Here is a 15209-nt window from a genome sequence, read left to right on the forward strand (position 1 = left end):
ATTACTTCTTTCCGGCCAGCATAGGCACAAAAGAAAAATTATCGAACAGCTCCTGCTCGTTCTCTGTGTCACTGACCTTGGTAATCCGCAACATCCGCTGTACATCCTGTCCGCCCACCGGAATCACCATCTTACCTCCTACTTTCATCTGTTGCAGCAGTTTTTCCGGAATATGCGGCGCCGCCGCGGTTACCAGCACCTTGTCAAAAGGGGCATAGGTAGACAAGCCCTCGTAACCATCTCCATAAAATAAACGGAGATTGGGGTACTGGGACTTAAAGGGAAACAGTTTTACCTGGTCAAACAGCTTACGTTGCCGTTCTATGCTAAAAACACTGGCTTTCAGCTCCGCCAGCACACAGGCCTGGTAACCACTGCCTGTGCCTATTTCCAGCACTTTCTCATAGGGCTTGATTTCCAGTAACTGGCTCTGATAGGCCACCGTATAAGGTTGTGAAATAGTTTGTCCTTCCCCGATAGGAAAGGCCCTGTCGTCGTAGGCTATACTCTCAAAAGCCGTATCAAGGAAAAAATGCCGGGGAATATTGCCAATAGCCGCCAGTACATTTTCATCTGTAATACCTTTCTGACGGATACTATCAACTAACTGTTTGCGTAATCCTTTTTGTTTATAAGTATCTTCATACCGCCTCATGGCCGCAAAATTAACCATTACGGGCGATTTTCAATGTATTTTGGAATCTGTAATTTCCAACATTCGTTTTTTTATTTTTACTTTACAATCCATTTTAGCATTTACGGCTTACAAAAAAAGAACCATGGATATAAATATTGAAAACAAAGTATCACAATGGCTCAACGGGAATTATGACGCGGAAACCGTTGCCACACTGAAGAAAATGCAGGAAGGCAACCCCGATGAACTCAACGACGCCTTTTACCGCAACCTCGAATTTGGCACCGGTGGCCTCCGGGGGATCATGGGTGTAGGTACCAACCGCATGAATAAATATACCCTTGGCATGGCGACTCAGGGTTTTGCCAATTACCTTAAAAAAACCTTTACCGGTGAAATTAAGGTGGCTATAGCACATGATAGCCGCAATAATGCCCGCTTCTTTGCGGAAACCGTTGCCAACGTTTTTGCTGCCAATGACATCAAAGTGTTTCTTTTTGAAAGCCTGCGTCCTACGCCGGAACTGTCTTTCACCATCCGTCACCTGCAATGTCATGGCGGTGTGGTACTCACAGCGTCTCATAACCCGAAGGAATATAATGGTTACAAAGCCTACTGGAACGATGGCGCCCAACTGGTGCCTCCCCACGATGGTAATGTGATCCGTGAAGTAGAAAATATCGCCTCCCCCGATGAAGTGAAGTGGACCGGCGGTGGAACCAATATCACCCTCATCGGCAAAGAAGTGGATGAAGCCTACCAGAAAGAACTGGTCAGCCTCTCTATCAACCCGGACATTATCCGCCAGCAACACGATCTTAAAATAGTATATACCCCCATTCATGGTACCGGTATCACCCAGGTGCCTGCGGTACTGCAACAGTATGGTTTTACCAACATAAACATCGTACAGGAGCAGGCTACCCCGGATGGYAACTTCCCTACCGTAGTATATCCTAACCCCGAAGAGTCCGAAGCCATGAGCCTTGGCCTCAAAAAGGCGAAGGAACTGGATGCCGATATCCTCCTGGGTACCGATCCGGATGCAGATCGTGTAGGCATTGCCGTGAAAGACCTGAAAGGCGAATGGATCCTGTTAAACGGCAACCAAACGGGTGTACTGTTATTTAACTACATCGTGGAAGCCCGCAAACGCAAAGGCCTCGCTAAACCAAACGATTACATCGCCAAAACGGTGGTTACCTCCGATCTGATCGATGTATTTGCTGCCAAAAACAATATCACCTGCTACAATGTACTGACCGGCTTTAAATGGATCGCTGACCTGATCCGCCGAAAAGAACCACAGGAAAACTTCATCTGTGGCGGGGAAGAATCATATGGTTATATGATTGGCAACAATATCCGTGATAAAGATGCCATCTCCTCTGTAGCCATGATTTGCGAAATGGCAGCCTATGCACGCAGCCATGGCAAAACCCTGTTTGAAGAGCTGATCGACATCTACGTACGCTACGGTTATTACAAAGAAAGCCTGATCTCTATTACCAAAAAAGGAATGAGAGGGGCTGAGGAAATCGCCGAAATGATGCGCGGATACCGCGAAAATCCACCGGTAACCATCAATGGTTCTCCGGTAGTAACGCTCTATGACTACCAGCTACAACAGATCAGGGACATCAAAACCGGTGATATTAAAGCACTGGACCTCCCTAAATCCAACGTACTGCAGTTTTTACTGGCAGACGGCAGCAAAATTTCTGCCCGCCCTTCCGGTACAGAACCTAAGATTAAATTCTACTTCAGCGTAAATGCACCACTAAACAGTGCTGCAGACTATGATAAAGTAACCGCGGAACTGGATCAGAAAATAAATGGCATTATTCAGGACATGGACCTGAAATAATAGAATTACGAATTGGGAATTACGAATTACGGATTTGTAAGTAGATAAATGCAGAAGATCTTCACGTATATCTACCCGCAAATCCGTAATTCGTAATTCCCAATTTGTAATTCTCACTAACCCGCATGAAAAGACCACTGCTTATCCTGATCCTGATGCTGCCCTTCCTGTGCAGCAAGGCACAAAAAAAAGTGCCTTTTTTCTCTATTCCGGATACCACTGTTAACTCCCATGTATGGCTGCTGAGCGGCACTACCGTGGCGTTATACGGTGCAAGTCTCGCTGCCCTCAATACGGCCTGGTACAAAGGTTATCCCAGGTCAGGGTTCCATTATTTCAATGATATGGGGGAATGGAACCAGATGGACAAGGCAGGGCATATTTTCAGCGCTTATTTCATTGGAAAATATAGCCGTGAAATGTGGCGCTGGTCGGGACTTCCCCGTAAAAAACAAATCTGGATAGGTGGCCTCAGCGGTTTCGCTTATCAATCGGTTGTTGAAGTACTGGATGGCTATTCTTCCGAATGGGGATTTTCCTGGGGAGATATGGGGGCCAATGCTATAGGTTCCGCCCTGTTGATCAGCCAGGAACTAGCCTGGGATGAACAACGCATTCAATTAAAATTTTCCGCACATCCACAGCGTTACGATGACCCGGTGCTGCAGGAGAAAGCCGACCAGCTTTTCGGCACCACCTACTGGGAAAGAACACTGAAAAACTATAATGGTCAAACCTATTGGCTGTCTGTAAACCTTTACTCTTTTCATAAAGACAGCCGGATACCCAAATGGCTGAATATTGCAGTGGGCTATGGCGCACAGGGCATGATCGGTGGAAGGGATAACACCTGGACGGATTCCCATGGCATCTACCGGGACTACAGTGAACTACAGCGTGTACGGCAGTTCTATTTATCTCCGGATGTAGACTTTACCAAAATCCCTACCCGGAAGAAAGGCATCAAAGTCCTGTTCCAGGTATTAAATATGATCAAGTTTCCAGCGCCTACTTTAGAAATCAATTCGCAGGGGCATATGAAAGCACACGCTATCTATTTTTAAGATGGCTTATTCGAAATAGGCGGAAATAATCTCCTCACCGTTCATCTCCACCAACACCATATCCTGTAAAGTAGTTGCCAGTGAATAACCTACAAAGTCAACGGACAGTGGGAAGGATTTATGCTTGCGGTCTACCAGCACAGCGGTCTGGATTTTTCTGGGGAGAAATTTCAGCAGTGGTTTCAGTGCATACAACATGGTGCGACCGGAGTTGGCCACATCATCCACCACTACAATTACTTTATTGTTGAAGTCAATTTCTTCAGACACCACTACTTCACCCGGATTTTGTTTATCCAGGTGCAGTTCTATAATATGGGTTTTCAGGGGAGATATCTGTTCCAGTATAGCCGCGATCTTATGGGCGATGATTACACCACGATCCCAGATACCTGCTAAAATGATATCCGTACCATCGCTGTTCAGTTCATAAATTTCGTAAGCGATACGTTCAATTTTCTTTTGAATGATATCCTGCGTTAGAATGATATTCCTGTTTTCCATGGTGGCAAAAATAAGCAATTCGTCATTAGCAGTTAGCCATTGATAAAAAAATCAAATACACTAAATGCTAACAGCTAATGGCTGACAGCTAAAAAAGACATAAATTAGGGAGTCAAATCTGAGATAATGCGAATTGTACAAGAATTATTATTTGTCATCCTCTTTGGGGCAGCGGTATATCTTTTTGCCCGTAAAGCAGGACAGATAAGGAAAAACATACTGCTGGGAAGAGATAAAGACCTGAGTGACCATCCTGATCTTAGATGGAAAAATCTCCTGCTGCTGGCATTTGGACAAAAAAAGATGTTCCGTAATCCACTGGTGGCGGTGCTCCACTTTTTTGTGTACGCCGGCTTTCTGATCATCAACCTGGAAATCCTGGAGATCATCCTTGATGGCATTTTGGGCACACATCGTTTATTCGTTCCCGTATTAGGCAGTTTATATCCTGTATTAATCAGCTTATTTGAAGTGCTGGCAGTACTGGTACTCAGCGGCTGTGCCATCTTTTTGATACGCAGGAATATTTTAAAGCTGAAACGCTTTATCAGTAAGGATCTGGATGGATGGCCGCGTTCGGATGCCAACTATATCCTGATCACAGAAATTGTGCTGATGTTCCTGTTTCTGACCATGGATACGGCAGACCAGGCGTTACAGACCAGGGGCGCTGCTCATTATATTCCAACGGGACAATTCTGGATTTCAGGGATGTTTACCCCGCTGTTTAACGGACTCTCTGATGGCTCGCTGGAAGCCATAGAACGTGGTTGCTGGTGGCTGCATATCGCTGGTGTGCTGGCCTTCCTGAACTATCTTCCCTACTCCAAACACCTGCATATTATACTGGCATTTCCGAATGCTTACTTTGCCAGCCTGGAACCCAAAGGTGAAATGGAAAATATGCCGGCAGTACAACATGAGGTACAGCTGATGTTGCAGCCGGAGTTGGCTGCCAACACACCTGCATCCGACACCATGCCTAAGTTTGGCGCCAAAGATGTAATGGATCTTACCTGGAAAAACTTACTGGATGCCTATAGTTGTACAGAATGCGGCCGTTGCAGTGCTGCTTGTCCGGCAAATATCACCGGTAAACTGTTGTCGCCCAGGAAGATTATGATGGATACCCGCGACCGCCTGGAAGAAGTAGGTCGCAACATTAAAGCAAATGGCACCTTTACAGATGATAAGAAAGCATTGTTACGCGATTATATTTCTGAAGAAGAACTGCGTGCCTGCACTACCTGTAACGCTTGTGTACAGGAATGCCCGGTAAGCATTAACCCATTGGATATCATCCTTCAGCTGCGCCGCCACCTCGTAATGGAAGAATCCAGCGCGCCGGCAGAATGGACCGGGATGTTCAGCAACATTGAAAATAATATGGCCCCCTGGAAATTCAGTATGGACGACCGGGACAAATGGGCCACCGAATAACACCGGCCTTATTTAATCGATCGCCATCATTTTCGGTATTACTTTAAAAAAATCAGAATGCATATTAAAACAATGGCAGAATATGCCGCAAACGGAGAAACCCCTGAAGTCCTTTTCTGGGTGGGTTGTGCAGGTAGTTTTGATCAGCGTGCCCAAAAAATCACCAAAGCATTTACCACCATCCTCGATAAGGTGGGGATCCAGTTTGCCATTTTAGGAAAAGAAGAAAGCTGTACAGGAGATCCTGCAAGAAGAGCAGGTAATGAATTCATTTTCCAGATGATGGCGCAGAATAATATACAGCTGCTGAATATGTACGGTGTTAAAAAAATAGTAACCGCCTGCCCCCATTGTTTTAATACGCTGAAAAACGAATACCCTGCACTGGGAGGTAATTACGAAGTTATTCACCATACCACTTTCCTCCAGTCGCTGATTGATGAAGGAAAAATAAAGATGCAGGAAGGCGGTACTTTCAAAGGGAAAAAAATTACCTACCACGACTCCTGCTACCTCGGACGCGCCAATAATATATATGAAGCACCCCGCAAAGTACTGGAAACACTGGATGCAGAACTGGTAGAAATGAAGCGTTGCCGCAGTAAAGGCCTATGCTGCGGTGCCGGTGGAGCACAAATGTTTAAAGAAGAGGAAAAAGGTACTACCCGCATTAATTTTGAACGCGGACATGAAGCTGTAGCTACCGGCGCCTCCGTGATTGCTTCCAATTGTCCGTTTTGTATGACTATGCTGACAGATGGAGTAAAAGAAGTAGGTAAAGAAGACGAAGTAAAAGTGCTGGACATCGCGGAATTAATCGCCCAAAGCATGAAATAATGGAATTACGAATTAGGAATTACGGATTTGTGGGGAGATATAAGTGGATGTTCCCCACAAATCCGTAATTCGTAATTCCTAATTCGTAATTCTTTAAATTTGCATTATGAATACTAACAACATCTTCCCTTCAGGCTTCTCTCCGGCCTCCAGGGTGTGGATATACCAGAGCAACAGACCGTTCAATGAACAGGAGACACTTGAAATCAATGAGCAGCTGCAACAGTTTACAGCGCAGTGGAACGCACATGGAGCGCCTGTAAAAGGCTGGGGACAGGTAGTACTGAACCAACTGATCGTGCTGATCGCGGATGAGTCACAGACAACCGTAAGTGGTTGCAGCACAGATAGTTCAGTTCGAATCATTAAAAGTATAGAAAAACAGTACGAGGTAAATATGTTTGATCGTCTCCTGCTCGGCTTCATCGTGAAAGATAAAGTACAGCTGTTGCCGATGGCCCAGGTAGCCTATGCCCTGGAAAAAGGCTATATAGACGAAAATACCATCTACCTGAATAATACGGTATTGACCAGGCAGGAACTGGATACCCATTGGCTGCAGCCGTTGAAAGACAGCTGGATTGCCAAAAAGCTGGGTGTAAAGGCATAAAAAATAAGAATTACGAATCAGGAATTACGAATTACGGATCTGTGTGGAGTTAAAAGCGTTTGCGCTTTTACTATCTCCCTACAGATCCGTAATTCGTAATTCCTGATTCGTAATTCTTATTTTCTGCCATTATGTCATTTTGTTGTTTTTATTACCTATTTTTGCCTTCCAAAATTTTTGTCAGGATGCTTGATCTGGATACCAAAGTGCATGATGAAAGTCGCCAGGGAGAAGCCTTTTCTCCGGCAACGACTGGCACCCAAACATATACTAAAAAATTCTACATTGAAAGCTATGGTTGTGCAATGAATTTCAACGATAGCGAAATTGTTGCTTCCATACTTGGAGCAGAAGGATATGGCCCTACCCGCAACGCGGAAGAAGCCAGCCTGATCCTGCTGAATACCTGTTCTATCCGCGAAAAGGCAGAACAAACCGTACGTAAACGTTTAACCGAATTCAAGAAAATAAAACAGCAAACGCCAGGTATGCTGGTAGGCGTTTTAGGCTGCATGGCCGAACGTATTAAAGGCAAATTGCTGGAAGAAGAAAAACTGGTGGACCTGGTAGTAGGCCCCGATGCCTATCGCAGTCTCCCCACCCTGATCGCAGAAGCAGAATCAGGTCAGAAATCAGTGAATGTTTTATTAAGCCGGGAAGAAACGTATGGTGATATCAGCCCGGTAAGACTTGATAACAACGGCGTCACCTCTTTTGTATCCATCATGCGGGGTTGCAATAATATGTGTACTTTCTGCGTGGTACCTTTTACCCGCGGCCGGGAACGCAGCCGCGACGCTTACTCCATCGTAAAGGAAGCAACAGAACTGTTTGAAAACGGCTACCGCGAAGTAACCCTGCTGGGCCAAAACGTAGACTCCTACTACTGGAACAGTGATGATGGCTCCGAAACAGTGACCTTCGCCATGTTGCTGGAAAGAGTAGCACTGATCAATCCTTTACTGAGAGTGCGTTTCAGCACCTCACATCCTAAAGACATTACAGATGAAGTACTTTTCACCATGCTGAAGTACGATAACATCTGCAACTATATTCACCTGCCGGTGCAAAGCGGCAGCTCACGTATCCTGCAACTTATGAACCGCACGTACACCCGTGAATGGTACATGAAAAAAGTAACCCGTATACGTGAACTGATTCCTGATTGTGGTCTTTCTACCGATATTATTACCGGTTTCTGTACAGAAACAGAAGAAGATCACCAGGATACCCTTAGTCTCATGGAGTTTGCACACTATGACCTGGCTTATATGTACTTCTATTCTGAACGGCCCGGCACCCTCGCGGAACGCCGCTACCAGGACGATATTCCGGAAGACGTAAAGAAAAGGAGACTGGCAGAAGTAGTGGAATTATACCGTGGCCATTCACAGGCCACCATGGAAAAAGAAGTAGGAAAAACCTTCCGTGTACTGGCAGAAGGCACTTCCAAACGTTCCGATGAACAGCTTTTTGGCCGTAATGATCAGAATAAGGTAATCGTCTTTCCAAAAGAAAACTTTAAAAAGGGTGATTATGTTATGGTGAAGGTGGAAAGCTGCACATCCGGCACTTTGATAGGAAAAGCCGTACAATAGCAGCCCGCTGATAACGGGGCTATATTTTTAACCATCAAACATATGAATAACCGCTTATGGACATTCAGGCTATAAAAAACAGGTTTGGCATTATTGGTAGTAGTCCTGCTCTCAACTACGCATTGCAAGTGGCTGTTCAGGTAGCCAATACAGATCTCACGGTATTAATTAACGGAGAGAGCGGGGTTGGTAAAGAGGTTTTTTCACAGATTATCCACGCCCTCAGCGCGCGTAAACATAATCCTTTCATAGCCGTAAACTGCGGCGCCATTCCGGAAGGAACGATCGACTCTGAGCTTTTCGGCCATGAGAAAGGATCTTTTACCGGCGCGGTAGACAGCCGCAAAGGCTATTTCGAAACCGTTAACGGCGGCACCATCTTCCTGGACGAAATTGGCGAAATGCCAATGGGCACCCAGGCCCGCCTGCTGCGCGTACTGGAAACCGGCGAGTATATCCGCGTAGGTTCTTCCAAAGTTCAAAAAACAGATGTACGCGTAGTAGCCGCTACCAACAGGGATTTACTGGAACGTACCCAGCAGGGCAAGTTCCGCGAAGATCTTTACTACCGCCTCAACACCGTACCTATCCGCGTACCCGCACTGCGCGATCGCAAAGAAGATATCCCGTTGTTGTTCAGGAAATTCTCGGTAGACTTCTCTGAAAAATATAAAACACCCTCAATACAACTGGATGAAGAAGCACGCAATATACTCGTGAACTATCCATGGAGAGGTAATATCCGTGAGCTGAAAAATATTGCGGAACAAATTTCTGTATTATCATCCGATAAGCTGGTCACCGCCAATGACCTGAAACGCTTCCTGCCGGAACAACCGGAAATAAACCGCTTGCCTATGCTGGCAGCGCCACAGCAAAACGCCGATTTTAATAGCGAAAGGGATATTCTGTACAAACTTTTCTTCGACATGAAAAAAGATGTAACAGAAGTAAAGAAAATGTTTTTCGATATTCTCCAGAATCCCAATATGCCGCATGCCGCAGAGTATCCGGTAGATAATCATGTATTGCACAGCTATCCTTCTGCCGCAGAAATGAGCACTCCTCCCAGCAGCAGTCTTGGTAATGCACAACCCATTATCTTAGCAGATAATAAAATTGATCATCACGAAGAAGTAGAAGAAACACTGTCTATTGCCGACAAAGAGAAAGAACTCATTGTGAAAGCGCTGAAAAAACATAAAGGCAAACGTAAGGATGCCGCTCTGGACCTGGGTATTTCTGAAAGAACGCTTTACCGCAAACTCAAAGAATATAACATCGCCGAATAAACGAATTTTAATATCAGCACAACAATGATTACCAATATCAAAGCATTTATATCAATAGCCATACTGTCAGTATTAAGCGGTTGCAGTGTAAAATACTCTACCACCGGCGCCAGTATAGACCTGGAGGCAAAAACCGTGAATGTGCGCTTCATTGAGAACAGGGCTCCTATTAACAACCCTACCTTAAGCCAGAAGCTGACGCAGAAACTGCGTGATAAAATCACTTCTCAAACCAGTCTGACACAGGTGAATGAAAATGAGCCAAGAGCAGACTACGAGTTTAAATCTACTATCACCGGTTACTCCTTCTCCAATGCGGCTGTAACGAATGTTGACCAGGCAGCTACCTCCCGTTTGAACGTCACCGTAAATGTTACTTTCGTCAAGCGGGTAGGCGATAAAAAAGGATTTACCCAATCATTTTCCCGCTCTGCAGAGTTCCCGGCCACCCAGTTGCCCAGCACCGTAGAAAATGGCTTGCTCGAAAACAATATTATTCCGGGTATCACAGATGATATCTTTAACAGGGCATTTGCCAACTGGTAATGTGTAAGTCGTTTTTTTTATTACATTAGCAACCTATGACGGCAAACAGGATTATAGCGCATGTGTTTCTACAACCCTCTCTTCATTTGGTAAATGAAGCGGCGATAGAACAATTGGTGGCGGATCACCCGTATTTTTCTGCTGCCCGCCTGCTGCTGGCCAGAAAGGTATACCAAAAAACCGGCGACCTGCAAAGTTCCGCCGTTAAAAAGGCGCTGCTTTATACCAACCAGCACCACTACGCTTATCAGGTGATTTCAGAAGAACAATTATTACAGGAAGTGGAAAACCGTGTTGCATCGGTTATTCCGGAAGATACACTGCCCGGCGAAACCGTAGAATCGCTTTCTGCGGAGAGTCAGGGATTCGAACCCCGGGAGATGATGGCTGCACAACCGGATACAACCGGATCTATCGCGGATGAAATAGCAGAGGAAGAAGCATTGCCTGTAGTGGAAGACCGGCTCCGGGATGTTATTCCGGAAGATCAACTGCCAGGGGAAGCAACGATTGCCACACCACCCGTTATTGAGGAGGAAGTAGCCACCATAGCAGCGGCGGCTGTACACCCCACCACAGAAAATCATTTTGCTGTTGTTTCGGAAGATGTGCCTGAAGTGGAAGCTGCTTCAGCTGCGGAAGTAACAACAGATCTGCCGGAAGCAGCTCCCACTGCTGATACTGAGGTAACAATCCCAACAGAATTGCCTGGCAGTACTATTATGGAAAAAGAAATGCCTCTTGCTATAGCAGATTTTGAACCGGCAGGCATCGAACCTACCATTTCGCCCAACATGCCGGCACCGCCTGTCATCGCTGCTGCAGCGGAAAACAGCCCTACTGGCGCCGATGAAGAAGTGGAAGCTGCCATGGGGCCGATTAAAATATTCCCCTTGTCAGAAAGAGTGGAAGAAACAGAACTGATCTTTCAACCCCTGTATACAGATGATTATTTTGCCTACAAAAGACTGAAAAATCCGGAGGAGGCAGACGACCTGAATGAACAGGGTGCTGCTGAAATGAAAAGCTTTACTTCCTGGCTGCGGCAAATGAAAGATAATTTTGTTGGAAAAACCAGCAAAGACTGGTATCACCAGCAATTACACCGCATTTACGAAGAAGAAGACGAACCGGAAGTTTCTGAAACAGTAGAGAAAATGGCCATGGACTCTATTGTATTTAACAATGATATCGTATCTGAAACACTGGCGGAGATCTGGGTTCGTCAGCACCAATACACCAACGCGATTAAGATATATCAAAAATTAAGTTTGCTTAATCCCGACAAAAACGCTTATTTTGCGCAAAAGATATTAGAATTAAAGTCACTAACAGACAAAAAATAAATAGTAATTTCTATGTTGATAATTTTTGGTATCCTGATCATATTAGCCTGTGTGTTGTTGGGCTTCTTCGTGCTGATCCAGAACCCTAAAGGTGGCGGACTTTCCGGCGCTCTTGGTGGTGTTGGAAATCAGGTGATTGGGGTGCGTCAGACAACTGACGTGTTGGAAAAAGGTACCTGGATCCTGGCGATACTGATCGCTGTATTATGCCTCACTGCTCCTTTCTTCATTGGAAAAGGCGGTAAAGCAACTCAAACCCTGGCTCCTAGTGCGGTTGAAAGAGCAGGTGCTGGTGCACCGGTACAAGCTCCTCCTGCTCAGCAGTTACCAGGCACTACCCCGGCTCCTGCTCCAGCGACTCCCGGCAAATAAGCATCTTATCGGAATAATAATATTTGAAACCTCGCCGTTAAAAGCGAGGTTTTTTTTCATGGCGACTGACGGAGTATATTGAAAAACCTGACTTTATCACCGCTTTCGCTTAATTGTAACGTCCAATACTATCTATGGCTAAAAAAAGCAAACCTTCCAGCACAAAAGCTGTCTGGATAAGACGGACACTGGTCATTGCCGGCTGTTTGGTTGCCGGTGCGCTGGTATATACCTCTTACCGCGTATTTGGTCCGAATACCAAAGCTTTTGGCGATAATAAATATTTTTACATCCGCACCAACAGCACCTATGACAACGTGCTCGATGGCCTGGAAGAACAAGGCATCATACGCAACCGCAACAGTTTCAACTGGGTGGCGCAGAAGCTGGACTATCCTGCCCGCGTAAAAGCCGGTCGCTATAAGATCAGCAGAGGAATGAGCAACTTTGACATTGCCCGGCTGCTGCGCTCCGGCAAACAAGCCCCCGTTGTACTGGTCATCAATAAATTACGCACCAAAGACGATTTCGTCCGCAAAGTGAGTAACAACCTGGAAGCAGATTCCGGCGTGCTCCGCTCCCTGATGCACGATGCAGTATATCTCCGCCAGTTTGGCCTGGATACTAACACCGTGATGTGTGTGGTAGTACCCAATACCTACGAATTCTACTGGAACACCGGTGCAGAAGCGGTATTCAAGAAGCTGGAAAAAGAAAGAGAAGAATTCTGGACACCGGAAAGAAAAGAAAAGGCAGATAAACTGAAATTATCAGAAAACCAGGTCACCATCCTGGCTTCTATTGTGGAGGAAGAAAGTAATAAAAATGACGAAAAGCCACTGATTGCCAGCGTATACCTGAACCGCTTCCGTAAAGGCATGCGCCTGCAGGCAGATCCTACCGTGAAGTTTGCATTGCAGGATTTCGGTCTGAAACGGATACGGGAGAATCATACCCTGTTCGACTCTCCGTATAACACTTACCGTTATGAAGGCTTCCCTCCCGGACCTATCTGTACCCCATCAGAGAAGACATTGAACGCCGTTTTAAATACACCGGAAACAGATTATCTTTATTTCTGTGCCAGATCCGACTTCTCAGGATATCATGCTTTTGCAGCCACCTATGCAGAGCACCTGGTAAATGCCAGAAAATACCAGGCAGAACTGAATAAACGAGGATTCTAATATTGAGAATTACGAATTATAAATTACGAATTACGGATTTGTGGCGAGATCATAGCAGATGATCATTGCGTTTACTATCTCCGCACAAATCCGTAATTCGTAATTTGTAATTCGTAATTCTAAAAAAAACAACATTGGCCTTCAGACCCGAAAACATCATCTTCCGTTCACGCCCTTACCGCCGTTTGGTGGACAGGACCAAAACCCTGATCCTGCCTGGATTTGAAGGGCTACCTTTGTATGATGTATTAAAACATTTCGGACAGGAAACCAAGAACAGGGGCCTGGGAGACCGTGCCAGGGCCATTTCCTTCAACTTCCTGCTGGCCATTCCACCTTTTTTCATCTTCCTGTTTACCCTGGTACCTTATGTGCCGGTAAAAAACATAGAGCCTACCCTCTATGACCTGGCGGAAGACCTCACACCTAACTATAACACCTACATGATTGTGAGAGGAATGATCCATGACTTCCTCTATACCCATCGTAATGGATTGCTCTCTATCGCCTTCCTGATGGGATTTTTCTATTCCTCGAATGGCGTTATGGGCATACTCCGCTCCTTCAGCAAAATTCAGGGAGTAGGCTTCCGCAAAAGAAAATGGTGGCAAAACCGGCTGATTGCCCTGCAATTAACTGCTATACTGGTTATTCTGCTGCTGATTACTGTAGCACTGATCGTTGCACAGGGAGCTACCCTCTCCTGGATATTCAAGTTGATTGGCATCAAAAGTACCCTGCTGAAGAATGTGATCGACATAGGCCGCTGGGTGGTGATCATTATGCTTTTTTACTCCGTAAACGGATTTTTATACCGCATCGGCGCGGCTACCACCCGCAGATGGAAATTCATTACCGCCGGTGCCACCGTAGCCACCGTTTGTATGATACTGGTCACTGTTGGCTTCTCCTGGTTTGTCAACAACTTCGGTAATTATAATAAGATCTATGGTTCTATTGGTACCATCCTCGTACTCATGCTCTGGATCTTCCTGAACTCCCTCATTCTCCTGATTGGATTTGAACTCAATGCCAGTATCAGAACCATCAGCGATGCAAGACAAGAAGAGAAAAAACAACAATTAGCTGCTAATCAGGCATAAATAACTCCCCACGCCGCTATACTTGGCAAATATTTTTATTTTATAATTTTTTATTATATTTTACTTGATTATTTGCTCCTAAAAAAGCAAAAATATACTGTCGCATTTTACTATATTTAGTCAGGACCTGAAAACCATTCACTATGATGAAGGCCACCTTTTATTTATCCTGTTTTACCATCTTACTTTCCTCATTTCAACCGACCAGGGAAACACCGCTGGAACCTGGCGCATTGCTCCCAAAATCAGATGTTAGTCTGACGGATATCTCCGGTAAAAAAATCACGCTGGCAGGCGCCAAAGGCAATAATGGACTACTGGTAATTTTTGGTAGCAACATATGCCCTTATATGCAGCGTAACGAAGCACGGCTACAGAACATTTGTCAACATGCCCGCAAAAACAATATCGGCGTAGTGATAGTCAATTCCAATGAAGCCGAACGCGGGGACAGGGAATCCTATACCGCTATGCAACAATATGGCGCCAGACAAAACTTTGCCTGGTACTATGTTGTTGATATTAATGCCGTGCTGGCCAATGCTTTCGATGCCAATCATATACCGGAATGTTTCCTGTTTGATAAAAACAGCCGGCTGGCTTATAAAGGAGGAATTGATGACAGCCCGGGAAACCCGGCAACAGTGAAGGTGCCGCTGCTTCAAAATGCTATCAACGAATTGCTGGCGGGGAAATCAGTAACCGTTAATACAGCCAGTAGCCTGGGATGTACAATCAAAAGAAATCTGTAATCCACTTATATAATATTTTAAGCAGGTAGTAGGTTTCGGAGAGATGAATACCTC

The 15209-nt window shown here is 45.4% G+C and carries 15 protein-coding genes; 13 read left to right on the forward strand and 2 right to left on the reverse strand.

What is annotated here, in order from left to right; translation table 11 throughout:
• Window position 1: 1 nt before the first annotated feature.
• Window positions 2–655, reverse strand: coding sequence for a protein-L-isoaspartate(D-aspartate) O-methyltransferase (locus AB4Z08_RS14245; protein ID WP_441574416.1), 654 nt, complete (start codon window positions 653–655; stop codon window positions 2–4).
• Window positions 656–779: 124 nt separating this feature from the next.
• Here AB4Z08_RS14245 and AB4Z08_RS14250 point away from each other — a divergent pair, with 124 nt between their 5' ends.
• A complete protein-coding gene (locus AB4Z08_RS14250) occupies window positions 780–2504 on the forward strand; it encodes a phospho-sugar mutase (protein ID WP_441574417.1) in 1725 nt (574 codons plus the stop codon).
• Window positions 2505–2629: 125 nt separating this feature from the next.
• Entirely contained in the window at window positions 2630–3568 is a 939-nt protein-coding gene (locus AB4Z08_RS14255; RefSeq protein ID WP_441574418.1) for a DUF2279 domain-containing protein, read from the forward strand.
• Between the two features lie 6 nt (window positions 3569–3574).
• Here the strand turns inward: AB4Z08_RS14255 and AB4Z08_RS14260 are convergent, their stop codons facing one another.
• A complete protein-coding gene (locus tag AB4Z08_RS14260) occupies window positions 3575–4072 on the reverse strand; it encodes a phosphoribosyltransferase family protein (protein WP_441574419.1) in 498 nt (165 codons plus the stop codon).
• 126 nt (window positions 4073–4198) lie between these two features.
• On the opposite strand from AB4Z08_RS14260, the gene AB4Z08_RS14265 reads away from it, so the two are divergent.
• The 11 genes from AB4Z08_RS14265 to AB4Z08_RS14315 all read left to right on the forward strand — a co-directional run bounded on the left by AB4Z08_RS14265 (window position 4199) and on the right by AB4Z08_RS14315 (window position 15155).
• Window positions 4199–5512 (forward strand): 4Fe-4S dicluster domain-containing protein, encoded by a 1314-nt coding sequence (locus AB4Z08_RS14265; protein WP_441574420.1) that lies wholly within the window; start codon window positions 4199–4201, stop codon window positions 5510–5512.
• 57 nt (window positions 5513–5569) lie between these two features.
• On the forward strand, window positions 5570–6349 hold the full coding sequence (locus AB4Z08_RS14270; RefSeq protein ID WP_441574421.1) for a (Fe-S)-binding protein: 780 nt from the start codon (window positions 5570–5572) through the stop codon (window positions 6347–6349).
• A 106-nt stretch (window positions 6350–6455) separates the two neighbouring features.
• Window positions 6456–6959, forward strand: coding sequence for a hypothetical protein (locus AB4Z08_RS14275; protein ID WP_441574422.1), 504 nt, complete (start codon window positions 6456–6458; stop codon window positions 6957–6959).
• A gap of 185 nt (window positions 6960–7144) precedes the next feature.
• The gene (gene miaB / locus AB4Z08_RS14280) at window positions 7145–8557 is read left to right on the forward strand and encodes a tRNA (N6-isopentenyl adenosine(37)-C2)-methylthiotransferase MiaB (protein WP_441574423.1); all 1413 of its coding nucleotides are present in this window, start codon (window positions 7145–7147) and stop codon (window positions 8555–8557) included.
• Window positions 8558–8613: 56 nt separating this feature from the next.
• Entirely contained in the window at window positions 8614–9849 is a 1236-nt protein-coding gene (locus AB4Z08_RS14285; RefSeq protein WP_441574424.1) for a sigma-54 interaction domain-containing protein, read from the forward strand.
• A gap of 24 nt (window positions 9850–9873) precedes the next feature.
• Entirely contained in the window at window positions 9874–10395 is a 522-nt protein-coding gene (lptE, locus tag AB4Z08_RS14290) for an LPS assembly lipoprotein LptE (RefSeq protein ID WP_441574425.1), read from the forward strand.
• 35 nt (window positions 10396–10430) lie between these two features.
• Entirely contained in the window at window positions 10431–11741 is a 1311-nt protein-coding gene (locus tag AB4Z08_RS14295) for a hypothetical protein (RefSeq protein ID WP_441574426.1), read from the forward strand.
• A 12-nt stretch (window positions 11742–11753) separates the two neighbouring features.
• Window positions 11754–12113 (forward strand): preprotein translocase subunit SecG, encoded by a 360-nt coding sequence (gene secG / locus AB4Z08_RS14300; RefSeq protein WP_441574427.1) that lies wholly within the window; start codon window positions 11754–11756, stop codon window positions 12111–12113.
• Window positions 12114–12247: 134 nt separating this feature from the next.
• Window positions 12248–13300, forward strand: a complete 1053-nt coding sequence (mltG, locus tag AB4Z08_RS14305) for an endolytic transglycosylase MltG (protein ID WP_441574428.1) — start codon at window positions 12248–12250, stop codon at window positions 13298–13300.
• 134 nt (window positions 13301–13434) lie between these two features.
• Window positions 13435–14403 carry a YihY/virulence factor BrkB family protein gene (locus tag AB4Z08_RS14310; protein ID WP_441574429.1) on the forward strand — a complete coding sequence of 323 codons (969 nt, stop codon included), beginning with the start codon at window positions 13435–13437 and terminating at the stop codon, window positions 14401–14403.
• A 143-nt stretch (window positions 14404–14546) separates the two neighbouring features.
• Complete coding sequence (locus AB4Z08_RS14315) at window positions 14547–15155, forward strand: redoxin domain-containing protein (RefSeq protein ID WP_441574430.1); 609 nt, start codon at window positions 14547–14549, stop codon at window positions 15153–15155.
• Window positions 15156–15209: the final 54 nt, after the last annotated feature.

Source organism: Chitinophaga sp. RAB17, from assembly GCF_052114225.1.
Classification (GTDB): Bacteria; Bacteroidota; Bacteroidia; order Chitinophagales; family Chitinophagaceae; genus Chitinophaga.

Coding starts and splice junctions, on each gene's coding strand:
- AB4Z08_RS14285 (WP_441574424.1), top strand. CDS start 8,614: ATGGACATTCAGGCTATAAAAAACAGGTTTGGCATTATTGGTAGTAGT.
- secG (WP_441574427.1), top strand. CDS start 11,754: ATGTTGATAATTTTTGGTATCCTGATCATATTAGCCTGTGTGTTGTTG.
- AB4Z08_RS14275 (WP_441574422.1), top strand. CDS start 6,456: ATGAATACTAACAACATCTTCCCTTCAGGCTTCTCTCCGGCCTCCAGG.
- AB4Z08_RS14255 (WP_441574418.1), top strand. CDS start 2,630: ATGAAAAGACCACTGCTTATCCTGATCCTGATGCTGCCCTTCCTGTGC.
- AB4Z08_RS14295 (WP_441574426.1), top strand. CDS start 10,431: ATGACGGCAAACAGGATTATAGCGCATGTGTTTCTACAACCCTCTCTT.
- miaB (WP_441574423.1), top strand. CDS start 7,145: ATGCTTGATCTGGATACCAAAGTGCATGATGAAAGTCGCCAGGGAGAA.
- AB4Z08_RS14270 (WP_441574421.1), top strand. CDS start 5,570: ATGCATATTAAAACAATGGCAGAATATGCCGCAAACGGAGAAACCCCT.
- AB4Z08_RS14265 (WP_441574420.1), top strand. CDS start 4,199: ATGCGAATTGTACAAGAATTATTATTTGTCATCCTCTTTGGGGCAGCG.
- AB4Z08_RS14245 (WP_441574416.1), bottom strand. CDS start 655: ATGAGGCGGTATGAAGATACTTATAAACAAAAAGGATTACGCAAACAG.
- AB4Z08_RS14260 (WP_441574419.1), bottom strand. CDS start 4,072: ATGGAAAACAGGAATATCATTCTAACGCAGGATATCATTCAAAAGAAA.
- lptE (WP_441574425.1), top strand. CDS start 9,874: ATGATTACCAATATCAAAGCATTTATATCAATAGCCATACTGTCAGTA.
- AB4Z08_RS14315 (WP_441574430.1), top strand. CDS start 14,547: ATGATGAAGGCCACCTTTTATTTATCCTGTTTTACCATCTTACTTTCC.
- mltG (WP_441574428.1), top strand. CDS start 12,248: ATGGCTAAAAAAAGCAAACCTTCCAGCACAAAAGCTGTCTGGATAAGA.